Annotated in this window: 20 protein-coding genes; 1 reads left to right on the plus strand and 19 read right to left on the minus strand. The window is 67.1% G+C overall.

The window, feature by feature from the left end; all coding sequences use genetic code 11:
- Window positions 1-30 precede the first annotated feature (30 nt).
- From J8847_RS00900 to fabF, 8 genes are all read right to left on the minus strand, one after another.
- The gene (locus J8847_RS00900; protein ID WP_211522792.1) at window positions 31-804 is read right to left on the minus strand and encodes a WecB/TagA/CpsF family glycosyltransferase; all 774 of its coding nucleotides are present in this window, start codon (window positions 802-804) and stop codon (window positions 31-33) included.
- The gene (gene wecB / locus J8847_RS00905) at window positions 801-1,907 is read right to left on the minus strand and encodes a non-hydrolyzing UDP-N-acetylglucosamine 2-epimerase (protein ID WP_211522793.1); all 1,107 of its coding nucleotides are present in this window, start codon (window positions 1,905-1,907) and stop codon (window positions 801-803) included. Before wecB ends, J8847_RS00900 begins: the two co-directional genes overlap by 4 nt.
- Before the next feature lie 30 nt (window positions 1,908-1,937).
- Window positions 1,938-3,932 carry an alginate lyase family protein gene (locus J8847_RS00910; protein ID WP_229512430.1) on the minus strand — a complete coding sequence of 665 codons (1,995 nt, stop codon included), beginning with the start codon at window positions 3,930-3,932 and terminating at the stop codon, window positions 1,938-1,940.
- Window positions 3,929-5,038, minus strand: a complete 1,110-nt coding sequence (locus J8847_RS00915; protein WP_229512432.1) for a glycosyltransferase family 4 protein — start codon at window positions 5,036-5,038, stop codon at window positions 3,929-3,931. Before J8847_RS00915 ends, J8847_RS00910 begins: the two co-directional genes overlap by 4 nt.
- An 83-nt stretch (window positions 5,039-5,121) precedes the next feature.
- Window positions 5,122-6,402, minus strand: a complete 1,281-nt coding sequence (locus J8847_RS00920; protein ID WP_211522794.1) for a phenylacetate--CoA ligase family protein — start codon at window positions 6,400-6,402, stop codon at window positions 5,122-5,124.
- A gap of 6 nt (window positions 6,403-6,408) precedes the next feature.
- Window positions 6,409-7,641, minus strand: a complete 1,233-nt coding sequence (locus J8847_RS00925; protein WP_211522795.1) for a glycosyltransferase — start codon at window positions 7,639-7,641, stop codon at window positions 6,409-6,411.
- Window positions 7,642-7,888: 247 nt separating this feature from the next.
- Window positions 7,889-8,284, minus strand: coding sequence for a hypothetical protein (locus J8847_RS00930; protein ID WP_211522796.1), 396 nt, complete (start codon window positions 8,282-8,284; stop codon window positions 7,889-7,891).
- Window positions 8,285-8,415: 131 nt separating this feature from the next.
- A complete protein-coding gene (gene fabF, locus J8847_RS00935) occupies window positions 8,416-9,684 on the minus strand; it encodes a beta-ketoacyl-ACP synthase II (RefSeq protein WP_211522797.1) in 1,269 nt (422 codons plus the stop codon).
- Window positions 9,685-9,901: 217 nt separating this feature from the next.
- On the opposite strand from fabF, the gene J8847_RS00940 reads away from it, so the two are divergent.
- Complete coding sequence (locus J8847_RS00940) at window positions 9,902-10,879, plus strand: AraC family transcriptional regulator (protein WP_229512434.1); 978 nt, start codon at window positions 9,902-9,904, stop codon at window positions 10,877-10,879.
- 17 nt (window positions 10,880-10,896) lie between these two features.
- Here the strand turns inward: J8847_RS00940 and prfH are convergent, their stop codons facing one another.
- From prfH to epsG, 11 genes are all read right to left on the minus strand, one after another.
- On the minus strand, window positions 10,897-11,520 hold the full coding sequence (gene prfH, locus J8847_RS00945; RefSeq protein ID WP_211522799.1) for a peptide chain release factor H: 624 nt from the start codon (window positions 11,518-11,520) through the stop codon (window positions 10,897-10,899).
- The gene (locus tag J8847_RS00950) at window positions 11,520-12,713 is read right to left on the minus strand and encodes an RNA ligase RtcB family protein (protein WP_211522800.1); all 1,194 of its coding nucleotides are present in this window, start codon (window positions 12,711-12,713) and stop codon (window positions 11,520-11,522) included. Before J8847_RS00950 ends, prfH begins: the two co-directional genes overlap by 1 nt.
- 212 nt (window positions 12,714-12,925) lie before the next feature.
- Entirely contained in the window at window positions 12,926-14,371 is a 1,446-nt protein-coding gene (locus J8847_RS24395; RefSeq protein WP_211522801.1) for a phosphatase domain-containing protein, read from the minus strand.
- A 147-nt stretch (window positions 14,372-14,518) separates the two neighbouring features.
- A complete protein-coding gene (locus J8847_RS00960) occupies window positions 14,519-16,714 on the minus strand; it encodes a DUF4962 domain-containing protein (protein WP_211522802.1) in 2,196 nt (731 codons plus the stop codon).
- Between the two features lie 339 nt (window positions 16,715-17,053).
- On the minus strand, window positions 17,054-17,836 hold the full coding sequence (locus J8847_RS00965; RefSeq protein ID WP_211522803.1) for a glycosyltransferase family 2 protein: 783 nt from the start codon (window positions 17,834-17,836) through the stop codon (window positions 17,054-17,056).
- Window positions 17,772-19,037 (minus strand): glycosyltransferase family 4 protein, encoded by a 1,266-nt coding sequence (locus J8847_RS00970; RefSeq protein ID WP_211522804.1) that lies wholly within the window; start codon window positions 19,035-19,037, stop codon window positions 17,772-17,774. Before J8847_RS00970 ends, J8847_RS00965 begins: the two co-directional genes overlap by 65 nt.
- A gap of 14 nt (window positions 19,038-19,051) precedes the next feature.
- A complete protein-coding gene (locus tag J8847_RS00975; RefSeq protein ID WP_211522878.1) occupies window positions 19,052-20,578 on the minus strand; it encodes an oligosaccharide flippase family protein in 1,527 nt (508 codons plus the stop codon).
- Entirely contained in the window at window positions 20,578-22,041 is a 1,464-nt protein-coding gene (locus J8847_RS00980; RefSeq protein WP_211522805.1) for an O-antigen ligase family protein, read from the minus strand. Before J8847_RS00980 ends, J8847_RS00975 begins: the two co-directional genes overlap by 1 nt.
- A gap of 14 nt (window positions 22,042-22,055) precedes the next feature.
- Window positions 22,056-22,766, minus strand: coding sequence for an exosortase-associated protein EpsI, B-type (gene epsI, locus J8847_RS00985; protein ID WP_211522806.1), 711 nt, complete (start codon window positions 22,764-22,766; stop codon window positions 22,056-22,058).
- Window positions 22,763-23,719, minus strand: coding sequence for an exosortase B (xrtB, locus tag J8847_RS00990; protein WP_211522807.1), 957 nt, complete (start codon window positions 23,717-23,719; stop codon window positions 22,763-22,765). The genes epsI and xrtB overlap by 4 nt, the downstream gene beginning before the upstream one ends.
- A gap of 1 nt (window position 23,720) precedes the next feature.
- A complete protein-coding gene (gene epsG / locus J8847_RS00995) occupies window positions 23,721-24,590 on the minus strand; it encodes a chain length determinant protein tyrosine kinase EpsG (RefSeq protein WP_211522808.1) in 870 nt (289 codons plus the stop codon).
- Between the last annotated feature and the right edge of the window lies 1 nt (window position 24,591).

Genomic DNA, 24,591 nt, shown 5'->3' on the forward strand with positions numbered 1-24,591 from the left:
GGCGACGGTCTTTCGGCTAACTACATTTGCCTATCTACCTCTCGCCGCTTCCTTGATGAACAGCCACACGAAGGCCATGTCATCGATGAAGTAGCGCCGGAACATCCGCCGCGGCTCCTGCAGGAAGCGGTAGAACCATTCCAGTCCCGACTTCTGCATCCACACCGGCGCCCGCTTGACCTTGCCGATCGCCACGTCGAAAGTGCCGCCCACGCCCATCGCGAACGGAATCTTCATCTCGGCCTGGTACTTGCCGAGGAATTGTTCTTTCTTGGGCGAGGAAATCGCCACGAACAGCAGGTCGGCGCGGCTGTCGCGGATCTGGCGCGCCACTTCCGCTTCCTCGTGCTCGCCCTTCCAGTAGCCGTTGCGCCAGCCGGCCAGCACCAGGCGCGGATACTTGCGCTGGTAGGTTTCGGCCACCTTGCCGACCACCTCCTCTTTCGCTCCCAGCAAGAATACGCGCCAGCCCTTCTCGCCGGCGCGCCGCATGAGCGCTTCGAACAGGTCGACGCCGGCGACCCGCTCCTTGAGCGGCTTGCCGAGCAGGCGCGAAGCCCATACCACCGGCATGCCGTCCGCATTGATGAGCGCGCATTCATTGATAATGCGGCGCAGTTCCGGATCGCGGCTGGCCTTGACCAGCTTGTCGACGTTCACCACCACGTGCTGATGCGGCTTCCCGGACTGGATGAAACCCTCGATGCGTCCCAGGGTTTCTTCCATCGACAGGTTGTCGACCTGGCAGCCCATCAGCGTGATGCGTTCATGAGCGGCGGATTCCGCCGCGATCCGTTCATTCATGCAAGTTCCTTTGCCAGGATGGCGACAATGCGCTCGGCCGCCTTGCCGTCCCACAGGTGCGGGCGGCGGCCTTGCTTGCCTTCGCCGCGCAGCACCTTGCGGGCTTCGCGCACGATGGCGACTGGATCGGTGCCGGCCAGGACGTTGGAACCTTCGTCGACCGTCACCGGGCGTTCGGTGTTTTCGCGGATCGTTACGCAGGGCACGCCAAGCGCGGTGGTTTCTTCCTGCAGGCCGCCGCTGTCGGTCAGGACCACGGCCGCGTCCTTCCACAGGTTGAGGAAGGCCATGTAGGCCTGAGGGCCGGCCAGGGTGATGTTCGGGCCCAGGTCGATGCCGAATTTCTCGATGTTGGCGCGGGTGCGCGGGTGCACCGGGAAGATCAGCGGCAGTTCGGCCGCGATCTCCTTGAGCGCGCCGATGACGCGCCCCAGGTTCTCGGCATTGTCGACATTGCTCGGACGGTGCAGGGTCACCACGCCATAGCGCTGGCCAGCGGCCTGGCGCGCTGCCTTGAACGCGCTGGTCTCGAAGCCCGAGGTGTCGGTCTGGCCCAGCTTGTCGGCCTGGTACAGCACGTTGTCGACCATCACGTGGCCGACGTAATGCACGGCGGAATCCGGCTTGCCTTCGCGGCGCAGGTGCTCGAGGGCCGCCGGTTCGGTCACGAAGAACCAGTCCGAGATGCTGTCGGTGACCAGGCGGTTGATTTCTTCCGGCATGCTCATGTCGCCGCTGCGCAGGCCGGCTTCGACGTGGGCTACGGGAATGTTGAGCTTCTTGGCCACGATCGAGCAGGCCAGGGTCGAGTTGACGTCGCCCACCACCAGGACGGCCGCCGGGCGCTCGGCCACGCACAGCTCTTCGAAGGCGACCATGATCTTGCCGGTCTGCTGGCTATGGCTGCCGCCGCCGGCGGCCATGAACACGTCGGGCTGCGGGATGCCGAGTTCTTCGAAAAACACGTCATTCATTTCGCGGTCGTAGTGCTGTCCCGTGTGGATGATCTTGAACGTCAGTGCGTCCTGCGCCTGCAGCGCACGCACGATCGGCGCGATCTTCATGAAGTTGGGACGGGCACCGGCGACGAGATAAACCTGCATTTGGACTTTCCCTTTGATAAATATTTGTTATTAAAAAAACGTTATTGTAAACCTGCATTCGACCGGAACGGCGGACGATACGGTTGTGACACGCAAGACTTCGCACGGCTGCTTCGCTTCATAGGTGCGCGAATACCAGCCCAGGGGCGGATTTTCAGCCCCGCGCACCAGTTCCAGCTGCAGATCGGCGCCGCTGGCCTGCATTTGCAGGACGAAGCGCTTGCCGCGCACCGACAGCCCGTGGCTCGACAGGCGCACGTCGAGTTCCGGGGCGAAATGCCAGAACAGCTCGACCTTGTGCTGTTTGCGGGCCGAGACTTCGTCGCGCACCACCAGGGTATTGCTGGCGCCGTCGAAACGGACGCTGCGCAGGTGGCGCACCGGATCCGCCAGGCGCTGGTAGCCGTCGTGCGAACCGCGGAATTCGAATTCATGGGGCGAGCTGGGCATGCGCTCGATACTGGCGCGGGCTTTTTTCAGCCACATGAAGCGCCCGCCGCTGACCGACTGGTCCTGGCCGTCGATGCGCACCGTATTGTGGGCGGACGTGCCGCGGAAATAATCGCGCCACTTCTGCTCCTGCCAATAGGAATAAGTGCCCGGGTCGACCAGGCATTCCTCGCCCGCCACCGACAGGGTCAGCGCCAGGGCATCGGCGTGGCCGTGGGCGGCGATGCCCAGGTAGCCGAGCGGGCCGCAGTCGAGCATGCCCTTGATCTCGCGCTCTTCGCCGAAATGGTTGCCGAACAGCAGGTAGCCGCCATCCGGGAAGGCCCAGCCGGTGTCGACCTCATGCGGATCGCAGTCGGGCCGGCCGCCGGGCAGCGCGTGCAGCAGCCAGCGCACGCCGGGGTGCTGGGCGGCCTGGCCGCCGAACACGGTGTCGCCCAGCGCCAGCAGCTGGCCGGCGCGGTCCAGGCCGGAAGCGTCGAGGCGGAACACGATGCCGTCGTCGGCGTCGCCGACCATGGGCACATTGCCGCCGACGTCGCGCACCGAGCGCAGGAAGCGCAGTGCGCGCTGCAGCGAAGCCCAGTAGTTGCGCGAGAACGGCTGCGCGGTGGCGCGCGGGTTCGCCTGTGTAGCGGCCTGGCCCAGCAGGCCTGCGACGAACAGGAATTCGCTGGAAAAGACATGGTAGGCAAAGGCTTGCTCGCGGTTCACTCCGTCGCGCGAGAACTGCGCCACCGCCTCGTGCTCCAGCTCCTCGCGCGCCTGCTCCAGCCAGTCGTTCGACTCTTTCCAGCACGGCCAGGTGCTGGCGCCGACGTAGAGGCCGGCCAGCTCGCCGATCAGGTGGTTGTTGGCCGAGGAATGGCGCGACAGGTGGCGCGCGATGGTCCGGCAATGGGCGTGGATGCTGGCCAGCCAGTCGGCGCGCAGCTTCTGGCCGGCGTCGCCGTCGAACAGGCTGCCGGACTCGCCGCCGGTCAGCTGCCAGACCAGGCTCCAGTTGATCAGGCGGATGCCCAGTTCGAGCGAACTGGTCCAGTTGGGGCCGGTGAGCGGCGGGCACTGGTCGAGCCAGCTGCGCAGCTGCTGTTCCAGGGCGTGCAGCCAGCGCGGGTCGCGGCTCACGGCCCAGGCCTGGGCCAGGCGCACCAGGTGCAGGTGCCGGTTCAGTTCCCAGACGTGCTTGATGTCGCCCACCAGTTCGCGGTTGGTGATGGCGATGTCGCCGGCGTAGATGGCGGGGCCGGTGACGCCGGTCTCGGGGTCGCGGTTCCAGGCGGTGGGCACGCCCACGTCGAAGCGCCGTTCGGCGAACAGCACCACATGGCCGGCGCAGATGCGGTCCGCATCCGCCAGCAAGGCCTCGATCTCCTGCGGCTCGAGCTCCGGGGCGCCCTCGACGGCCAGGGTCAGCGCGCGCGGCAGCGGCGGCGGGGGCGGCGGCGCATCGCGGCCGCTGAGACGCCGTCCCATCCTGGTCGCGGCGGCCTGCCGTACCCGGTAGCCGAGCTCCGCCACCGACATGCAGCGCAGCCGGTTGACCAGCCATACCATGCGAACTGTTGCGTTCATTGCTCCCCCGCCCTGCGAAGTTGTCGATAAACCGCCGAGATGCGTCCGATCACGACACCGGACTCGTATTCTTGTTCTATGGTGGCGCGGGCACTGCTGCCCAGGCGGCGCCGTTCGCCGCCGTCGCCCAGCAGCCTGGCCAGGCCGGCGGCCAGGGCCGGCACGTCGCGGGGCGCCACCAGCAGTCCGTTGTCGCCGTCGCGCACGGTGTCGGGGATGCCGCCCACGGCCGTCACCACGATGGGTTTGGCGGCGGCCATGGCTTCCAGCATGGCCATCGGCAGGCCTTCGGCATGCGAAGGCAGGCAGAAGATCGCGGCGCGCGCCAGTTCCTGCGCCTTGCGCTGTCCGTCGACCCAGCCAAGGATCTCGATGCGCTCGGCAATGCCGAGGTCGGCGGCGCGAAGCCGAACGCGCTCCAGCTCGCCCTGCCCGCCGATGGCCAGCCGGGCCTGAGGAAAGCGCGGGGCAAGCGCGGCGAGCGCCTCCAGCAGCTCGTCGATGCCCTTGGACCGTTCGATCTTACCGAGGAACAGGATACGGCCGGGCTCTTCCTGTTCCTGGTCCAGCTTTGGGAGCGGCACCGAATTCGGGATCACCACCACGTGGGCGCGCGGCGCAAGCCCGCGCAGGTAGTCGGCCCAGCGCCCGGACAGCGCGATCACCACCGAGCTCGCCTCGAGCGTGTGGCGGATCCAGCGCCGCATCAGGGGCCCGGACTGTTCCATGAACCGGTCGAAGGCGCCGCCATGCAGGTGGAACACGGTGTTGCAGCCCGCCAGGCGCGCCAGCGCCAGCAGCACCGACTTGCGCATGAAGCTGGCGTTCGAGGCCGCATGCGCATGCACCAGCTCAGGCCGCCGGCACAGGCAGGCCAGGGTGCGCGCCAGGCCCGTCAATGCGACGCGCGCCTTGGTGGCGCGCGTGCCTTCGACATGGGTTGGGACGTAGCACACGCCCTCGCGCTCGAACAGGCCGTCCTGGCGCAGCAAGGACACCACGGTCGCGACACCGCCGCGCCCGCCGGGCGCAGTGCCCAGCATGAGCACCCGCGGCGCCGAACGAGCGGGCACCGCCGGTACCGCCGGACGCGATGTGTGATTCATGCTGCCTGTCCCATGTCTGGAAACCTGCACTTAAGAAAGTGTTTTAAATAGTACAACAATGTTTTCTTGAGGAAGCGCACAATTCACGATTCCACAGCAATAAATTCGAATTTACCGTTCGGCCCGCGCGGGATCGCCGGCACCCGCGCCACCTCGACCTGCACGCCCGGCACCCGCAGCAGGAATTTGTCCTTCAGCGCGGCTTCATCCGCCTCGGTGAACGCCTCGTTGGTCACGACGCGCAGGGTGAAGCGGCCGTCGCCGTGGTACAGCACCTGGCCTTCGACCAGGCTGCGGTCGTGGCCCTGGAAGATGCGGTCCAGGCGCGCCACGATGCGCCCGTCCGGCAGGGTCAGGATCTTTTCCTGGCGCCCGACGATGGCCTTGACGGTTGGAAACACCCGCCCGCAGCTGCAGGGCTCGCCGTCCGGGATCACGGTATCGCCGGTGCAATAGCGCACCAGCGGCATCGCCGCGTTATTCAGGGTGGTGCCCACCAACTCGGCCGTCCCGTCGCCCTTGTCCAGCAATTCCACGCCCGCGTAATCGGTCAGCAGGTGGTAGCGGCCCTGCTCGCAGGTGCCGATCGCCGACACCCGCTCGGCCTGGCCGTACCAGTCGAACACGACGACGCCGAAGGCCTTGGCCACCGCCTCGCGCACCGCGGGCTCGAGGGTCTCGGACGAGGTCATCACCCCGCGCAGCGCCCTGCCCTGGTAGCGGCGGCCGGCGGCATTGAGCCAGTTGGCGAGTGCGGCGATCGAGGACGGATAGGCGTGGATGACGACGGGATCGAAGCGCTCCAGCGCATCGATGTAGGCGCCGATGGTGGCGCCGGAGAGGTGGTAGGACGACATCATGAGCATGTTGCCGACCCAGTCGCGGCACCAGTAGCGGCCATCCTTCGGCTGGTCGTCGCAGACGATGTCGCCGCGGATCCAGGCGCGCCGCTGCCCGTGGCGGTAGCCGATCCAGCGCAGCTGGCGGTAGACGAAGCCTTCTTCGCGGATCACCGTGCCCAGGGTCTGGACCAGGGTCAGGGGCGAGCCCGAGGTGCCGCTGGTCTTGATGGTGTTGCGGATCAGGGAACCGGCCTTGCGCGGGCGGACAAAACGTTCGGGATGCTGCTTGAGCTCGGTCTTGGTCAACAGCCTGGCGCCCGGATTGGCGCTGTGCAGCCTGGTCCCGTCCGGCGGCACCGGCACGCGCAGGGCGCGGGCGCGGCGCGCGATATAGGCGTTGAGGCTGGCGGCCGAGCGTTCGTTGCGGGCCAGCACTGGATAGATGAGGATCCGTCCCCACAGGTTGCGCGCCAGTTCACGGACCAGCGAGCGCAGCGAGAGTTTCAGGGAGTAGGTCCACATCGGCGTTCACTTCCGGTCGGGCAGGATTTTTGTGTACGTTTCGGCAACTATTCTTCCGAGAATAGCATAGGTCCGATGGCTTTTTACGTACGCTGGGCCACGTAGTGCGAACTCTGCGGCGAGGGCCTTGTCCTCCAGCAGGCGCCGGACGGCGCCCGCGAAGGCGCCGGCCTCCATGGGTACGCACAGCCCTGCCCCGCTCTGTTCGATGACCAGGGCCTGGTCGGGAATATCGTTGGCCACGCTGGGAATGCCGAGCGCCAGGTATTCCACCAGCTTGGTCGGCGAGGACACGTCGTACAGCTCGCCGCGCGGGATCGGTGACAGCCCGACCTCGGCCCGCAGCGCATAGCCGAGCGCGGTGCGCTGGGGCAGCCAGCCGGTCAGCAGCACGTGCTCGCCGAGCTGGCGGCGCGCGATCTCGGCGCGCATCCAGGCCATTTCGTCGTCGGAAGGCGCGTCGCCGGCGATCACCAGCAGCACCTCCGGCATGGTGCCGCGCAATTGCTCGACCACGTCGAGCAGGAAGCCGGACTTGCGCGCCTGGGCCACCCGGCCCAGGTAGAGCAGCACGCGGCGGCCGTCGAGGCGCAGATCGTCGACGGGGTCGACCCTGGCGCGGTCGAAGAGCTCCGCGTCCACGCCCATCGGCACCGCCGTCATGCGGCTGCGGGCGAAACCCTTGGCGGCCAGCCAGTCGGCCATGGCTTCGCTCTGCACGAAGACGTGGCGGGCGCCCGGCAGCACCAGGCGATAGACCACGAAGCGCGAGGCGGCCGCGCGCACCGCGTGGGCCAGCCATTTCAGGCCCTTGCCGTGCAAGGCGATCTCGTCGCGCCGCACTTCGTAGCCTTCGACGATGGGGAAGGACATCCAGTAAACGAAGGGCACGCCGAGCAAGGCGGCGGCCCAGCGGCCGAGCAGGCCGGAGGCGATCTTGTCGCGCACCTGGATGCAGTCGGGCCGCGCGCCGCGCCGCGCGCGCAGCAGGCCCAGCAGGTCCCACAGCGGCGACAGGACGGCGGCGAAGCGGCTCTTCAGGCTGCCCACTTCGTACATGCCGCCGGCATGCCACGGATCCCGGGCTCCGCTGCCGGACTGGCCCACCAGCTCGGTGCGCACGCCATAGCGCGGCATTTCCGCGCCGAACAGGGTCAGCACGTCGGCACGAATGGGAGGCAAGGGATCGCGGATGATGAAGGCGATGGACAATTGCCTGCTGAGCGGCTGGCTAGGCATGAAACCTCATATCGATGGGTCAAAGGCCAATCGATTCTAGCGCAGCGCCGGGCGCGCACGGTTCAGGGAATGGCGCCATCTGTGCGTTGCAACACACTCAGCCATATGGGCCCATGCATGCCTATTGCGCCGCGCCGCAGCATGGAGCGACGTCGCCCTGGCGATGCGTCCGCCTATGTCCGTCGAGTGGATCCTTGCTCAAGCTTCCCGGCGGATCGAGGACGGACTCCTCGATCCGCTCGCGGCCTTAGAACCAGCGTGCATGCCGCAAGGTCCGCCAGTCCATGAGGAGTGCAATCACCCCGATACCGACAAGCACCAGCACAGCGGAGGGAACAAGGTAATCGAACATGTTCGGATGGACCACCGCGCGCACCGCTTGATGGGCCTCGCTCTCGCCCACTGCCGGCGCCAGCAGTGCCTGGAGCTTGCGGATCGCCATGTAGGCGAGCGCGGCATCCGCCACCAAGGCGATAACCGCTGCGCCACGGGACTTTTCCAGCGCGAGTCCGGCAGTGACGGCGAAGATGACGCCGGGCACCAGAAACAGCAGGCCAGTGATGCCGATGCCGAAGAGCGCCACGAAACCGAACAACAGGAAGGCGACGGCGATCAAGCTTTGGATTGCAGCGAGGATGAGCATGGCGCCCTTTGCGGCCCGGGTTTGGTTGTAATGGTGGCAGTATATCGCTTCAGAGAAATTTTAATTGCTTCTGCTGATAGCCGTGAGAGCAAAGACCGCGCTCCACGGGCGCATCCGGGCCGCCGCAAAGCTCACAGCCGGCCGAATACCAGGCTGGCGTTGACGCCGCCAAAACCGAAGCCGTTCGAGATCGCATAGTCCGTCGCGATCTTGCGCGCCACCCCGCTCACGATGTCGATCCCGTCGGCCGCAGGATCGGGCTGCATCAGGTTCAAGGTGGGCGGCGCCATCTGGTCGCGCAGCGCGAGAATGGTGAAGATCGCTTCCACGCCTCCGGCCGCGCCCAGCAAATGGCCGGTCGAGGACTTGGTGGCCGACACGGCGGGACCGCGGCCTGTTCCGAACAGTGCCTTGATCGCGGCGAGTTCGCTGATGTCGCCCACCGGCGTGGACGTGGCGTGCGCATTCAGGTGGCCGATCATCCCCGGCTCCAGCTCGGCCTGCCGAAGCGCCAGTTCCATGGCGCGGCGTCCGCCCTCGCCGTCTTCCGGCGGCGAGGTCATGTGGTAGGCGTCGGCGCTGGTGCCATAGCCGAGCACCTCGGCAATCGGCGTGGCGCCGCGCCGCAGGGCGTGCTCCAGGTCTTCGATGACCAGGATGCCCGCGCCCTCCCCCATGACGAAGCCGTCGCGTCCCATGTCGAAGGGACGGGACGCCTGGGTCGGGTGCCCGTTGAAGCCCGTGGACATGGTCCTTGCCGCGGCGAAGGCGCCGAAACTGACGCGGTCGATGCAGGCCTCGGCGCCGCCGCATACGGCGATGTCGGCTTCGCCGGCGCGAATCAGGCGCGCCGCATCGCCGATGGCCTGGGCGCTGGCGGCGCAGGCGGTGACGGGCGCGCCGAGCGGGCCACGCAAGCCATGGCGAATGGAAATGTGGCCAGCCGCCATATTGGCGAGGAAGCTGGGCACGGTGAACGGCGACAGGCGCTTCGGTCCGCGCTGGTCCGTGGTCCGGACGGCCTCCACGACGGCGCCGAAACCGCCGATGCCGGAAGCGACGATGGTCGCCGTCCTCTGGCGCGCGCTGTCCGACTCCGGCTGCCAGCGCGCCTGGCTCAAGGCTTCCTGCGCCGCGGCCAGGGCGAACATGGTAAAGCGGTCCATCTTCTTCTGGTCCTTGGGTTCGACGGCAAGGGCCGCATCGAACCCCCATGGACGCTCGGGCGCCAGGCTAGTCACGACGCCCGCGACCTTCGCTGCGATCCCTTCCGTGATCTCCTCCCCCAGGCCCGCCAGCCCTGAGTCGCCATTCAGGAGGCGCCGCCATACGGCCTCGACACCACACCCCAGGGGCGACACCACCCCCATGCCAGTCACGACAATGCGTTTCGTATTCACAGTTGCTCCCTCGTTGATGAAGACTATTGGCAAAATACGCCAAACAACACTCAAGGAAACCCTTGAGCGCCGCAGTACACACGGGCCAGTATAGGGATAGCTGGCTAAGGAAATTGACGCATCGCGCCAACGAATATGCAAAACGCGCCATAATACGCGCACTATGGATCGGTCCTGGCAACACTCGCTCACCGTCTCATCCCACTTCCTGCATGGGATGCTGCACTTCATCCGCACGCGTCACGGCGAAGCCGCGGCGGCGCAGGCGCTCGCCAGCGCGGCCATCCCGCAATCGCTGCTGGTGCAGCCCGATGCGCGGCTGACGCGCCAGCAGTACGTGGCGCTGTACCGGACGGTCGCGGCGACGCTCGACGACGAGATGCTGGGACTGTGGTCCCGCCCGATCCGCACCGGTACCCTGAAATATCTGATGCTGAGCCTGCTCGACGCCCCGACCGTGCTGGTCGCCCTGAACCGCTTCGTGCGCTTCTGGAATCTGCTGCTGGACGATTACCGCCTGCAGATCTCGACGAAGAGCAATCTGGTGCGCCTGAGCCTGGTGGAAAGAACGCCCGGCACGCCGGTCACGGTGCTGGGACATGAGTTGATGATGAAGCTGATCTACGGGATCGCGTCCTGGCTGCTCGGCAGGGACATCAGCCTGCACCGCGTCGAGTTCGCTTTCGCCAGGCCCCGGCACGCGGAGGACTACGCCTTCTTCTACCCCGGAGACGTACGCTTCGATGCCGGCATGACCGGCATCACCTTCACCTACCAGGATTGCGCGGAGACCTTCAAGCGCGAGAAGCACGAGCTGTGGGCTTTCCTGAAGCGTGCGCCCGAAGACTGGACCTTCAGCGCGTTCCATCCCGGCTCGGTCACCGCCAAAACACGCGAGTACCTCGAACAGCATATCGCGCGGCCCGTGAGCATCCAGGACCTGGCACAGGCCTTGCACACCTCGGTGCGCACGCTGAATCGCCGCTTCGCGGAGGAAGGCACGCATTTCCAGCTGGTGAAGGATGGCCTGCGGCGCGACATCGCCGTCCACCGGCTGGCCAACTCGAACACGGGCGTGGCCAAGCTGGCCTACGACCTGGGCTTTTCCGACGCCACGGGCTTCTGCCGCGCGTTCAAGCATTGGACCGGCAGCAGCCCGCTCGATTACCGCAAGGGCGCCCGCCACGAGGAGTGACTGGCGCCCTGCCCGGCTCAGGCTTCGGTGAAGGCCGGCCCGGCGAAGCGCTTGACCACCTCGCCGCCGGCTTTCGCGCAATGCCTGAGACGACGTTCCGCCTTGTGCAGGCGTGCCGACGCATCCACATGGTCGCTCACCCTGGCGCTGAGCAGCGCCAGCGCCGCCGCCTTGTTCGCGCCCTGGCTGCGCGAGCCGCCGATCTTGACCGACAGGCCCGTGGCCACATGGGTGGCCCGCACGGCCGTCTCGGTCTTGTTGGCGTGCTGCCCGCCCGGACCGGAGGAGCGCATCGTCTCGAACCTGACCTCGTCGCCGAAGCCGCGATCCGGTTCCGCAAACAAGCTCACATCGAGATACCAGTTCTTGCGGCGGTGCGCCGGCCGCAAAGGACTGGGACAGACCCACAGGATCGTGCCGGCGTAAGGCGCAGCGAACAGGCGGCAAGCCGCCTCCTCGCCTTCCAGCGCCAGCAGGACCGACTGCAGCAGGCCCGATCCGCCTTCGCGGGTCTCCTCGACCAGCGTGAGCGTGACGCCGCTGGCCCCGGCCTTCGCCTCCAGGTGCCCAAGCAGCTTGGCGACAGCCAGGCAGCATTCCGCCGGGCCGGTATTCGCGGAGATTTGCATCAAGGTCGTCATCAGCAGCACTCCCCACGCGTCTTGTAGGTCAGCACCGGCCGGAACGAAGCAACCGCCTCGACCAGCCCTGCGCCGACCAGGCTGTCGATCACGGTATCGATCGGCTTGTAGGCGGCGCCGGCTTCTTCATAGACAAGGTCCTTGTCGTTGCAGATGATGCGGCTGCCCAGCGCGCCTTTCGACACGTCCTTGCCCTTGATGTGGCGGCCGAGGCGCGCCTTGCAATCGGCGCGCATCCATTTGCGGCCGGCGCCGTGCGCCAGCGAACCCAGGCTGGATTCGGAGGCTTCCCCGATGGGCCTGACCAGGTAGCTGAAATGGTCCCGCGATCCCGGAATCAGGACGAGTTCGCCCGACATCGGGGTGGCGCCCTTGCGGTGCACCCAGCCGTCGGCGCCGTCGAAGCGCTCGCGCGTGACCGTGTTGTGGTTCACATCCAGGCGCTGGCTGCCTTCCACGCCCAGGCGCACCAGCACGCGCACCGCGACCAGCCAGCGATTGAGTTCGGCAAACGCCACGGCCGCCTGGTGGCGCCGGACGTAGTCCAGCGCCTCGGGCGTGCCCTCCGCCAGGCCGCGATGCCCGAACTGCTCGACATGTTCGCGCAGGATCGCGCCGCCGAGGCCCCTGGACCCGGTGTGCACGACCAGGTTCAGGTGCTTCGTATTGAGTACCTTGTCGTCCGCCGCGTCCGGATCGAGCACGTCTTCCAGGCGCTGCAACTCCAGGAAGTGGTTGCCCGAACCCAGCGAAGGCGCGGCCCGCATCCAGCCCGGATCGAGCCCGGCATCGGCCAGCGCCTGCTCGACCTGCGCCACCCTGGCGTCGAGTTCCGGATAAGCCTCGGCCATGTGCTGGCGCTCTTCGCCGGTCAGCGGACCATCGAGGTTGCCGACGAGCTTGTCCAGCTTGTCGAGCTTGACTTTCGCGGCCGGCAGTTCGGTGGTCCAGACGCTGACGCCGCAGCCGATATCGCCGCCTACCAGGGCCGGGTAGAAGCGGCCGGCGGTGAAGAAGGCGGCGCCGATCGGATAGCCGCGGCCAGGGTGCAGGTCGGGCATTCCGACGGCGCGCACCATGCCTGGCAGTTCAAGGGTTTTAGAAAGCTGTTGGATTGCCGCGCCCTCGATCCACAGACGTGGGGCGGCAACGAGGGTCGCACGGTCTGCGACCCGAGAAATGAAATTTCCCATTTGATTCCCGTATTCATACATTCAGAATTCCGGGAGCGGGGCGAGGCGAGGCTGCTTGGACTGTTAGCGCCTGTGCGACGACACCGACCCAGAGATTGGAGGCTGCTGGGCGTGTTGATATTGCATGGTTGCCTCCTGTTGGGTCGGTTGAAAGAAGCCGAATAGTAATGGAAAAACAACTCACAGCGCAAGAGCCGGAACAATTGTCCGGCTCAGGCTTTCGTCGTGATCAGCTTGTCGTCCTCGCGCTTGTCCGAGCGCACGTCGGCCAGGCGATCGACATGGATCAGCCCTTCCGCCGCCGCGTGGGAGGCGGCGAACACGCTGTCCGGCGCCAGGATCAGCTGGGCGCCGGTGGCGCTGACTTCCGCGATCAGGCGGTCGAGCGCGTCGATGCGGGCCGGGTCCGGGTTCACGTTACGGATATAGATCATGCGCACCGCCTTCGGATGACGGCGCACCACTTCCGTGTAGATCTCCGGGTCCTGCTCGCCGCTGTCGCCGATCAGGACGAACTGCATGTCCGGGTAATAGCCGAGGATTTGCTCGATCTTGTCCAGCTTGTGGCTGCCATGGCTGGTCAGCTTGAGCATCTGGCTCGGGCTCAGCTCGCGCAGCATCAGCGGCCCCAGCGGAATGCCCTGCAGGCGCAGGAAGTCGACCAGCGGGCCGAACAGGTGCCAGGGACTGCTCGACACGTAGAACATCGGATTCTCGTCCTGCCCGCTGGCCCCGGCGCTCAGCGCCCGGTAGAACGCCGCCACGCCCTTGAAAGGCTTGCGCGTGTGGGCGTTGGACCGGGCCAGCATCAGGGCCATGTTCAGCTTGTTGGTGACATTGGTCCACAGCACCGTGTCGTCGATGTCGCTGATGATGCCGAAGCGCGCCGTGGCGGCCGGTACGGACGCCTGGGCCACCGCCCGCACCGTTTGCCCGTCGCGGGTGGCGCTATCCGGCAATTCCAGCTCGACCTCGTGCCAGCCGCCGGACAAGGGTGCGGCGGGCACGATCTCGAAGCTGAAATAGCCGCCGCGGTCGGTCTGTGTTTCGAGCACCTGGCCCTGGAAGCGCGCCACCACGCGCGCGCCGGCCACCTCGTCGGATTCGAGCCGGCGGTACAGGGCGACCAGGTTGTGCCAGCTGCTGTCGTGCTGCGTCTGTTCGCGGAAATCGACCTCATCCAGCACCCGGCCCTTGATCCACAGCTTGCCGGTATTGCCGAAGCCGAAATACGGCAGCAGCATCATCTGGCCGCCCTGCCCCAGCCGGCTCAGGCGGCGGAAGGCGTGGGTGGCGAAGGTGCCGACGACACCGCCGACGGCGCCGGCCAGGCGGCGGTGCAAGGCGCGCGAGCGCTCTTCCGGCATACGTTCGGGTTCGGCGGGCGGCGCGGATGGTCCGAGCGCCGCGGCGCCATGCTCGACCCAGGCCGGACGGCCGAGCACGGCGTCCAGGTTCGCCTGCTGCGCGGAATCGATCGGGGAAGAAAGGACATGAACATTGGCGCCCGCCTCGCGCAGGCGCGCCAGCTCGGTGTCGGAGGCGATGCCGGGATTGAGCATCAGGACCGCGCCCGGCTGCTCGATGCGCGCGACGAGGTCGTCGAAACCTGCCCGCGTCAGGATGAGGAAAGGCATGTCGTCGCTGGCCGTGCTCACGTCTGGGCTCCTCGCTGCTGTGGAGCGGCCAGTATGCCGCGCTTGGGGCCGGGCTACCGTGCGCCAGGTCCCATTGCCGGGCTGAGGAACAAAAAAATCCCCCTGGGGCGCGCAGCCGCAGGGGGATTTTTACTGCTCAGGCAGTGCTTAGTTGAGCGTCACCGACTGGCCGCCAACGGTCACGGTGCGCACCGAACCCGAGGTGCTGATGTTGACCGCCGGGCGCTTGCAGCCGACGTCGAGCAGCACCAGGAACTCGGCGACCGACTTGCCGTCGTTCTTCAGGTAAAAGGCGCCGTGGTCCTCGACCACATTGGTCTTGGCGCCCGGGCCGATCCACTTGGCGAAGGTCGCCGCGGTGTTCAGCGAACGCACGCAGACCATCTGGTTGCCGGCCGCGACCTTGACGTTCAGGCCGTTCTCCACCGTCATGATGACCGGGGTGTGCATGTTCCACTCGTAGGTGCGGGCCACGGTGCTTCCCAGGCGGTCGCGCACCAGGATGGCGTTGCCGGCGTTACGCAGGTGCCAGACCTGGCGCTTGGCCATGGTCAGCTGGCCACCGTAGGACGGGGTCGCATCGCCTTCCGAGTAGTCGTAGGACGGCTGGGCCGAGAAACCGGTGATCTTGCCGTTGCGCTGCAGCTGCTCGCGGTAGCCGGTGACCATCTGGCCCTTGCCGCCGTCGAAGGTGACCGCATTCTGCGAACGGGTCTGGTGGTACCAGTCGGTCCAGTACGGCGAGCCGTACCAGTCGTACCAGCCGGCCTTCACCAGCAGGGGCTGGTTGGCGACCGACAGCAGGATGCCGTTCTGGTCACCGTGGCTGTGGTTGAACGAGCCGTACGGGCTGGACTTGAAGAACAGCGAGGTGCGCGAGCTCGACGCCAGGTCGCTGTGCATCGCCACCCAGCCGATGCTCGGGTAGTAGGCCGAATTCGACGGGGCCGAGTAGACCTTGGTGTCGGCGACCGGCAGCGGGTACTGGGCCTGCAGCAGCGACAGCGAATCCTCCATGCCGCCCAGGTTCTTCACGTACCAGGCCGCACGCGGCGACGGGATGCGCGAGGCGAAGGCGCGGAACACGCGGTGGTCCGGCTTGGTCTCCGAGGCGTCGCCGAAGGCGTGGACGCGCGCGCCCGGCGGGATGAATTCCATCGCGAAGTCGAGGAAGCCCAGGGTCCACGGCTTGGAGAAGAAGTTCACGCCGGTCGCATGGGTCAGCGGATCCCACAGCGCCACCAGGTAGCCGGCCGCATACTCGGCGTAGGCGGTGCCGTTGGCGTAGCCGCCTTCCGGGCCGCTCCACGGCGACGGGCTGTTGGCGTAGGCGCGGAACGAGAAGTCGAACCACTTCTGCGCTTCCGGGATGTCGCCCAGCGACAGGGTCGAGATCAGCACCATGAAGATCAGGCTGGTATTGCCGTGCGAATCGAACGGGTACTGGTCCAGGCGGCCGTTGTCGCCGGCCAGGTTGTTGTACATCTCGGTCGCGCGGGCCTTCACCGAGGTCAGCCAGCGGCTCTTGCGGGTCGCATCCAGCGAGCCGCCCAGGACGTCGATCGCCTTGATCAGCGACCAGGCGATCTGGCGGTTGGCCTGGTCCTGGTTGGCGTAGCTGGTCGGGCCGTTCGGATCGAGCGAGGCCAGCTGGTCGCCGCGCGCCATGGCTTCGTTCAGGTAGATCGACTCGCCCTTCAGGCGGTACATGACGGCCGCGGCTTCGAGCTGGCGGCTGGCTTCGTTGATGCGCTGGCGCACGTCGGTCTGCTGGGAGGCCATGGCGGCCGTCAGCGGCGAGGTGATCACGATCGACCAGCGCGAGTCGGACAGGACCGGCACGGCGGTGATCTGCAGCTTGACTTCGTTGCCCAGGCGGCTCAGGTAGGGTTCCAGCTCCAGCTTCTTGGCCGCGCTCCAGGTCGAGAACGGGGTGAACGAGGCCGGCATCGAACGCGGACGCGCCTTCGACAGGATACGGTTGCGCAGGGTGGCGTTGTCCGGCACTTCGAACAGGTTCGACTTGCTGGTGACCGAGAAGGTGCGCGGGGTCGACCACTCGCTCGCGCCGCTCGGACGCACGCGCCAGGTGTAGTTGCCCAGGGCCAGGGCCTTGGACGGCAGGTACCAGTTGCGGTCCACGGTCACCTTGGTGGGCGACCCGCCGACCGGGGTGATCTCGAGTTCATAGGTGGCCGGGCCGGTATTGTGGCGCGCCCAGGTGAAACCGGGCGGGTTCTGGGCCTGGACCTGATTCATCGCCGGGCTCGGCTTGACGATCAGGGGATCGGTGGACTCGACCCAGTCGGCGCGTGCACTCATGCACACAAACAGCGATGCCATTGCCGCCGCGCGGACGAGACCATTCCGGTGAAATTTCATGCTGAAGCTCCGAGAAAAAACTTGAGATTTCTTGAGGTGGCGCCGCAGACGGGGCGCGTGTGTCAACTGCTGTGGCGGACGACTGATGCGCCCCGTCAACGAAAAGAATGGTAACCCAATCTTTTATTGAGCACAGGCAAATTTCCCAAAGAAATCAAATTTTTTTGCTTGCCTCACAGAAATACCACGCAAAAAAATCAATTTTTGCCGAATAATATTTCAAGCTTTCTAACGACCGTAAACTGCCTGATAACGGTCGTTCTGGGCCTGAAAAGACAGAAAGGCAAAGCTGTCAAATTGCTAAGCAGGTGCTTCCTGCGCCTCGGATTCCAGCGCGCGCATGCGCTTCATGTATCTCAGACAATAAATGCCGAAGGCCAGCGGCGCCTGCTTCATGTAGCGCTTGCGGACTTCGAACTCTTCCCTCCTCGCCTTGATCTTGTTGGCGGACGACACACTGCCGGCATGCTCGCGGAACACGGTCAGCGGCGTGTCCACCGTAGCCGGGCGCGCCACCGCGCCCAGGCGCAGCCACAGGTCGATATCCATCGCGTACTTGAGCTTCTCGTCGAACATCCCCACCCGCTCGAAGGCCGCGCGGCGGATGAAGACGGCCGGATGCGGGATCGAGGCGCGCCCGGCCGCGAACGAGCGGTAGGAATAGCGCGGCATGGCGTAAGGCGGAACCAGCTGGCCATCCTTGAGCACCTGGATATTCCCGTAGAGCCAGTCGACCGGCTGGCCGGCGGCGCGCGCCTCATCGAAGCGGCGCGCGACGGTCGACAGCACGTCGGGACCGGCGTAATAGTCGTCCGAGTGCAGGTGGGCGATGTACTCGCCCCGGGCGGCTTCGATGCCCTGGTTCATGGCGCGGCTGATGCCGCCGCCGACGTCGCGCAAGACGCGCTTGTTGCCGGGATAGGCGGCGATCATGTCGAGGGTGCCGTCGGTCGAGCCGCCGTCGACGAAGATGTGCTCGATGTCCTGGCAGGTCTGGGCCTGGACCGAGGCCAGGGTGTCAGCCAGCGTGGCGGCGCTGTTCCAGGTGCAGGTGACGATCGTAAAGGTGGGTGTGTTCGGCATACAGCTCCAGTAGTCGCGGTAGCAGCCGCCCGGCGTCGGCCCCGAAGCTTGGGGCCGGCGCCACGCGGCGCGGTGGTTCGGCAAGCTGGGCGCGGACGCGCTCCACCAGCTCGTCCATGGAAGCGGCCAGCTGCAGCTGGCCTTCGTACAACTGGTATTGCGCGAGTTCCGGCGTGCCGCCGCGCGCCATCGCCACGCACTGGCGCCCCAGGGCCAGCGCTTCCAGCACCGTGGTGCTGCAGGCCTCCTCGCACAGCGAGGGCACCACGCACAGGTGGGCGCGCGCGGACAGGGCCAGCGCGTCGCGGTAGTCCTGCCAGCCAAGGAAGCGCACCTGCTCGCCGCCATATTTTTCTTCCAGCGCGGCGCGCTCCGGACCGTCGCCGACGATCTGCAGGCGCGCATGCGGCGGCAGCTTGCCCTCCACCGCGGCCAGGAATTCGCCGAAGCCCTTGCCCTTGTCGACCCGGCCCACCAGCACCACATCGCCCTGCGCCGCTTGCGGCGCGGCCTCCGCGGCCGCTTTCAGCTGTGGATAGTCGACGAAGTTATGGATCACGCGGCAGCGCGACAAGTCGGCGCCGGGTACGGCGCGCAGGAACTGGCGGCGCAGGAAGTCCGACACAAACACCGTCTTGTGGCGGGCGAAGGCGCGCGCGGTCTGCTCGCGGTAGCCGTTGACGGCGATCGCCGTGACGCTCTTGCGCATCGGTCCCGCGCGGCGCGCGATGCAGGCCGAGCAATCTCCCGGCACCAGGTTGTCGCACACGGCGCCGTCGCGGAAGCGCAGGTGGGTCAGGCACTCGCTGCCCTGGTCGTGGCGGGTCTGGACGTAGTTGATGCCCTCGTCCACGTGGAGGCCGACCATGGGCAGGTGGCCGTGGTAGTGCACCACGTCGAAGTCGATCGCGTGTTGGTTGATCGCGCGCCCGATCTTGCGCGCGAAATAGGGGCGCTTGAGCGGGTTGAACACGCCCAGCTGCAGCTCCTTCCAGCCGGGGCGGGCCTGGTCGAAGCCGGGCCGGAAGCGCCCGCGAAAGCCGATCTGGGCGGCGCAGTGCTCGCGCCCGCGGTCGTCGCGCCCCAGGATCTCGACATGATGGCCTTCGGCCAGCAGGCGGTTGGCAAGCGTCACCACGTGCTTGCCCAGTCCGCCGATCTGTTCGCCCGGCAAATCCTCCGACACCATCAAGATCCGCATGTCCACTCCATTGATCAACCTCCTGCCGGCTGCCAGCGCGCCCGAATTTTTTCCTTTGTGCGCGACCAGGCCAGCAAGCGGTCGTCGCGCTCGATCACGAACAGGAAGCCATGGGCTCCCAGCAGCATGACCGTGGCGCACAGGATTACGATGAAGTCGAGCGGGCCGGCGTCGAACAGCTGTTCGGCCGCGGTGGCGGCGATCGCCACCAGGGCCACGCCGGCCAGGCCCGGCGCATAACCCTGGCTCAGCAGGCGCGCCAGGCTGGTCGGCACCGTGCGGCCGTGGACGTAGAGCACGAAGGCGGTGGTGAACAGCATCGACCCCAGCAGGTGCCCCCAGGCGGCGCCGTCTATGCCCCAGCCGGCCACGCCCAGCCAGACGACCAGCAGCCCGGCCAAGGCGCGTCCCAGCGCGAACATGCCGGACACGCGCGGATGGCCCATGCCGTCGTTGACCAGGGACGGCAGGTTGGTCAGCGAGTCGACGAACTGCGACAGCGCCATCACCGCCAGCACCACGGCGCCGTGGCGCGCGAAGTCCTCGTTCATCCAGTAGCCCAGGATCTGGTGGGCGAACACCGCGACCAGCACCAGGATGGCGGCGTTCAGGTAGACCACGTAGCGCGTGGCCTTGACGTAGACCTGGTCCAGGCGCGCCAGCTCGCCGCGCGCGGCCAGGGCGCTGGCGGCCGGGAAGAACACGCCGGACAGGCGGAATGTCAGTCCCAGCACCCGGTTGGCCAGGGTCGCCGCCACCGTGAAATAGGCCAGGCCGGTGACCCCGACCAGGGCGCCGATGATCAGCTTGTCGGCATAGGCATAGGACAGCGAGGCGAAGCGCGCCAGGAAGGAATAGGCCGAGAAGCCCAGCAGTTCGCCGCGGATGCGCGCCCCCGGCCAGCGCCAGGCCAGGCCGGGCAGAAGGCTGCGGATGGCGCGCCACAGGAACAGGCAGTGCAGGCCGCTGGCAAGCACGCGCAGCAGGATCACTTCGAACAGGCCGTAGCCCAGCATCAGGATGCCCACCGTGGCCAGCGGCACCAGGGTGCCGAAGGCCATCTCGACCCGGCTCGAGAGGTCGTAGCGCATCAGCGATTGCGGCACGCTGTTCAAATAATTCTGCAGCTGGCCCAGCAGGAAGCCGAGGGCCGCCAGCTCCAGGGTCGCCGTCGCTTCCCCGATCAGGCGGGCCGGCACCGAGAACACCTCGGTGACGAACCAGTGCGCCCCGAGGAACAGGCCGCAGGCGCCCAGCAGGCCGATGATCAGGTAGGTCGCCAGCCCGAAGGAAAAGGTCTCGGCGATCTTGGCGTCGTCGCGGCGCGCATTGTGCTCGGCGATGTACTTGACCGAACCGGCGGTGACGTTGATGTCGATGACCGCGAAGTAGCCGACGATGGCCGTGACCAGCGAATACACGCCGTAGTTCGCCTCCCCCAGCCCCTTGACCACCAGGGGCACGGTCCCCAGCATGACCAGCGCGGGAATCGCGGCCCCGAGCAGGTTGGCCCAGGCGTTGCTGACCAGGCGCAGCTTCATCACGCCGGCACCAGGTGGGGACGCGGCGCGGCGGGCTTGGGCACGGCACGCGCCGGCGCCGGGGCCAGCTTCGCCACCGCCATCGCCAGGTAGGGCAAGGCCAGGCAGAAGGCCAGCATTTGCGTGGTGCGCACCTGCGGGAAGGGCGTGCCGACCAGCAGGTCGGGAATCATGAAGGCGATCCCGGCCACGCCGGCCGTGCCGAGCCCGAGCAGCTCGGGCGGCAGCTCGCGCAGCGCGCGCCGGGCGAACAGGACGAAGGCGGCGATGGTGCCGACCAGCAGCGCGAGGCCCAGCAGGCCGCTCTTGAGGGCGATGTGCAGCACGCCGCTGTGCAGGAACAGGCCGCCGTCCGGATTATTCTGCCAGGGGATGTACTGGTAACCGTTGTAGCGGCCCCAGGAACCGATGCCGGTGAGCGGCCTGGACAGGAAGTCGGCCAGCGCCAGCTTCAGCTCCAGCACGCGGTGGCTCTCGGGACCGAAGCGCTTCGACTGCATGTCGTAGACCAGGCCGGACAGCCCTCCCCCGGCGCCCTTGGTCTGGGTCAGGCGGCGCACGGCGGCATAGGCCAGGGCCGCGCCCACCAGCGGCAGGCCGGCCACGGTCAGGTGCAGGCGGCGCTTCACCGGGAAGCGGAACATCACCACCACGAAGGCCAGCAGGAAGCCGATCCAGGCCGAGCGGCGGTAGGACAGCACCACGCACAGCGCCGTGCACACCAGGGTCATCCATTCGACGGCGCGCCAGAACTTCGGGCGGTCGAACTTGTGCACCTGGAACAGGTGAACGGCGGCGATGGCGAAGGCGACCGTGCACAGCAGGCTGTCGTTGATGTCGAAGAAGGTCAGCCGGATCTTGATCGCGTTCATGTTGGCGTAGACATTGTTCGGGTCGCCGCCGAAGGCGGCCCAGCGCACCAGACCGAACAAGGCGCGGCCGAGGCCGGCCAGCATGATGAAGTGGGTCAGCTCGATCACCTGCTCGCGGGTGCGGAAGGACAGCAGCACCAGCGAGATCAGCGGCGCCATCCAGACGATGTTGGAAAAGCCGGAAGGAGCGAGGGCTTCGGCCAGGGTCACGTCCGACGCCATCGCCACCGCCACATGGCCCGCCAGCAGCACCAGCCATCCGATAAACCAGGGCCGCAGGTTGCAGGCCGGGGACGGGTAGCGCTGGAAGCTGGCGGACACGCGCGCGCAGGCCCAGGCGCCCAGGACGTACCAGAGGACGACGCCGAAGAACAGCATGCCCGAGCCGCGGCTGTAGATGCTGCGCGAGGCGAACACGGCCAGGTTGCCGTAGCTGGTCGAGTTCACCCAGAAGAATACGCACAGATACGGATAGACCAGGAAGCGCGGCCACACCATCCCGACCCCGAAGCCGACCACGGCCGCGACCGACAGGGCGGCCACGAACAGCCAGGGCAGCGAGTAATAGACGTAGGTCAGGAGATCGTTCAAGGCGCCTTCCTTCCTCAGCCCTGCGCCGTACCGGCGCCCTGTACCGTGCCGGCGCCCAGCAGGCGTGCGCGGTCCCTGGGCGCCATCACCGCCAGCATCTCGGCGACGAAGCGGTCCTGCACCTGGTAGGCGGCGGCCTCGTTGGCGCCGAGGGTCGAGACCCGCACCAGCATGCCGTCCGGGATCTCGCCCGACAAGCCGTAGGCCAGGCGGCGCAGCTTCTGTTGCACGCCTGCGCGGGTGGCCTGGTTGCCGATCGTGATCCAGTAGGTGATCGGCTCGTTGCGCTCGTGCAGGCGCGCCACCAGGCGTTTGACCGGCACTTCGCCGAAGCGGGTCGGCAGCACGCCCTCCCCTTCCTTCATCATGGCGAAGCCCTGGGCCACGTAGCAGACCTCGGGCAGGTGGATCTGCAGCGACTTGCTCTGCTCGCCGCCATAGGCGATCGACAGCATCACGCGCTGGCCCTGCGGGTTGATGTAGGTGCGCGACAGCGTCTGGTCGTAGATCTTCTCGAGCATGCCCTGCTGTTCCGGATCGGGCGTGAGCGGCACCACGCTGGGGTCGATCTGCCAGTCGCCGAAGCGGGCCGGAATCATCTGCTCCAGGCTGAACTGCTCATGCGCCTGCGGCGCGCGCGCCTTGGGCGTCAGGGCCACGGTCAGGGCCGAGGTGCCGGCCATGGCCGCGCCCAGGATCAGGCTGATGGCGAAACGGCGGTTCATGTCGCCTCCTTCATTGCGTGTGGCGCGCCCGGACCGCCGCGGTCGTTGCTGCCGCGGCGCTTGAGCCACCATTGCAGGCTTGAATCGACCGCCAGGATCAGCACCAGGGCCGTGACGAACAGCACCATGCCCGCGAATCCATGCAGGAAGCCCTGGCCGGCGGCGTCGCCGAAATAATAGGTGATCAGGGTCAGGGTGATCACGCGGATCACGTTGGCCGAGAAGGAAATCGGAACGATCAGGATGGCCAGGCCGATGTTGCGGAAGGCCGAGGGGTGGCGCATCAGGTTCAGGTAGAACAGGCCCAGCGCTTCCAGGGTGAGCAGGGTCTGCAGGCCGGCGCAGGCGTCGGCCACCAGCAGCTGGTACTGGCCGATCTGCAGCACCACGCCCGAACGCGAGATCGGGTAGCCCAGCGCGAACAGGATGTGCTCGGTGGCCCAGGACACAGCCATCTTCATGGGCATGGTGACGGCCGCCACGAACTCGCTCGGCAGCGGCACCATGAACAGCATGAAGAAGAAGGGGAACCACAGGATGCGCAGCGCCCTGCTGCCGCGCTTGATCAGGAGCACGGCAGCCAGCACCACCAGGATGGAACCGACTTCGAACATCAGGATGCTCTGAGAGCGGCCCAGCAGGTGGATGGCCAGGCCGAAGGCCAGCACCGGCCAGCCGAGCCAGCTCGACACGGGCGGCGTTGTGGCCGCCATGACTTCCGGCCACTTGCGCCAGATCAGCCACAGGGCCAGGAAGAAGATGATGGGGCCGTGTCCCTGTTCCTCGCCGATCCAGGCGCCGGTGAACAGGCTGTGGAAGGTCGGCCCGAACAGGATCGCCAGGCCGGCGATGATGGGCCACCATTCGGGGAGCGCGTTACGCAGTTCGTTGCGCAGGTCGCCTTGCCGCTTGTCCGCGTCCAGCGGAACATTCGCATGCACCTGGGTCGCCATCTCAGAACTCCACCACCACCGAGCCGATCACTTCCGCGCCCGCCTCGGTCATCTGCTCGGCCATGCGGCTCATGTTGGCGATGCGGGTGCGGTGCTTGCAGGCCACCAGCAGCACGCCGCCGGCCCGCCCGGCCACCGCCAGCGCGTCGGCGCCGGCCGCGAAGGGCGGCAGGTCGTAGAGCACCACGTCGTAGCGCGATTCGAGCTGGGTGTTGAGGTTGCGGAAACCTTCGCGCGCCAGCAGTTCCTGCGGATTGGGCGGCAGGGTCCCGGCCGGCATGATGGACAGGTCGACGAAGGCCGGCACGCGCCCGATCACATCCAGGTCGGCGCGTCCGGCCAGCAGGTCGGACAGGCCCTGGCGCGGCTTGAGGCCGAACATGTCCTGCTGGCGCGGGTTGCGCAGGTTGGCGTCCACCAGCAGGGTCTGTTCGCCCAGCTGCGAGAACACCACCGCCAGGTTGGCCGCGAACAGGCTGGCGCCGTCGTCCGGATTGACCCCGGCGATCGCCAGGGCGCGCCGGCCGCGGGCGAACCAGCGCAGCATCAGCTGGCTGCGGATCGCGCGCAGCGCTTCCACCTGGGGCGAGAAGGGTTCGTAGGCGGCGACCAGCTTCGGCGACAAATTAGCCTGTCCCTTTTGCAGGTAGGGATAGGAAAACTGGCGCGCCAGCACCTGCTGGATATCATCCTCGCTCACCAGGCCGAGGCGCACGGCGGCCTCGCCGAAGCGGATCCCGAGGTCCTTCTGCATGCGCAGCACGCGCTCGGCGCTTTCAGGGGTGAGCTTGCCCGAGTCGAGCAGCAGTGCGCCCATGCTCGAGTCGGCGGCGTGGCCGGTAGGCAGTGCGGATAGCACGGATGGGTTCATA

It is taken from the genome of Massilia sp. AB1 (assembly GCF_018119385.1).
In the GTDB taxonomy this organism is placed as follows: Bacteria; Pseudomonadota; Gammaproteobacteria; order Burkholderiales; family Burkholderiaceae_D; genus Telluria.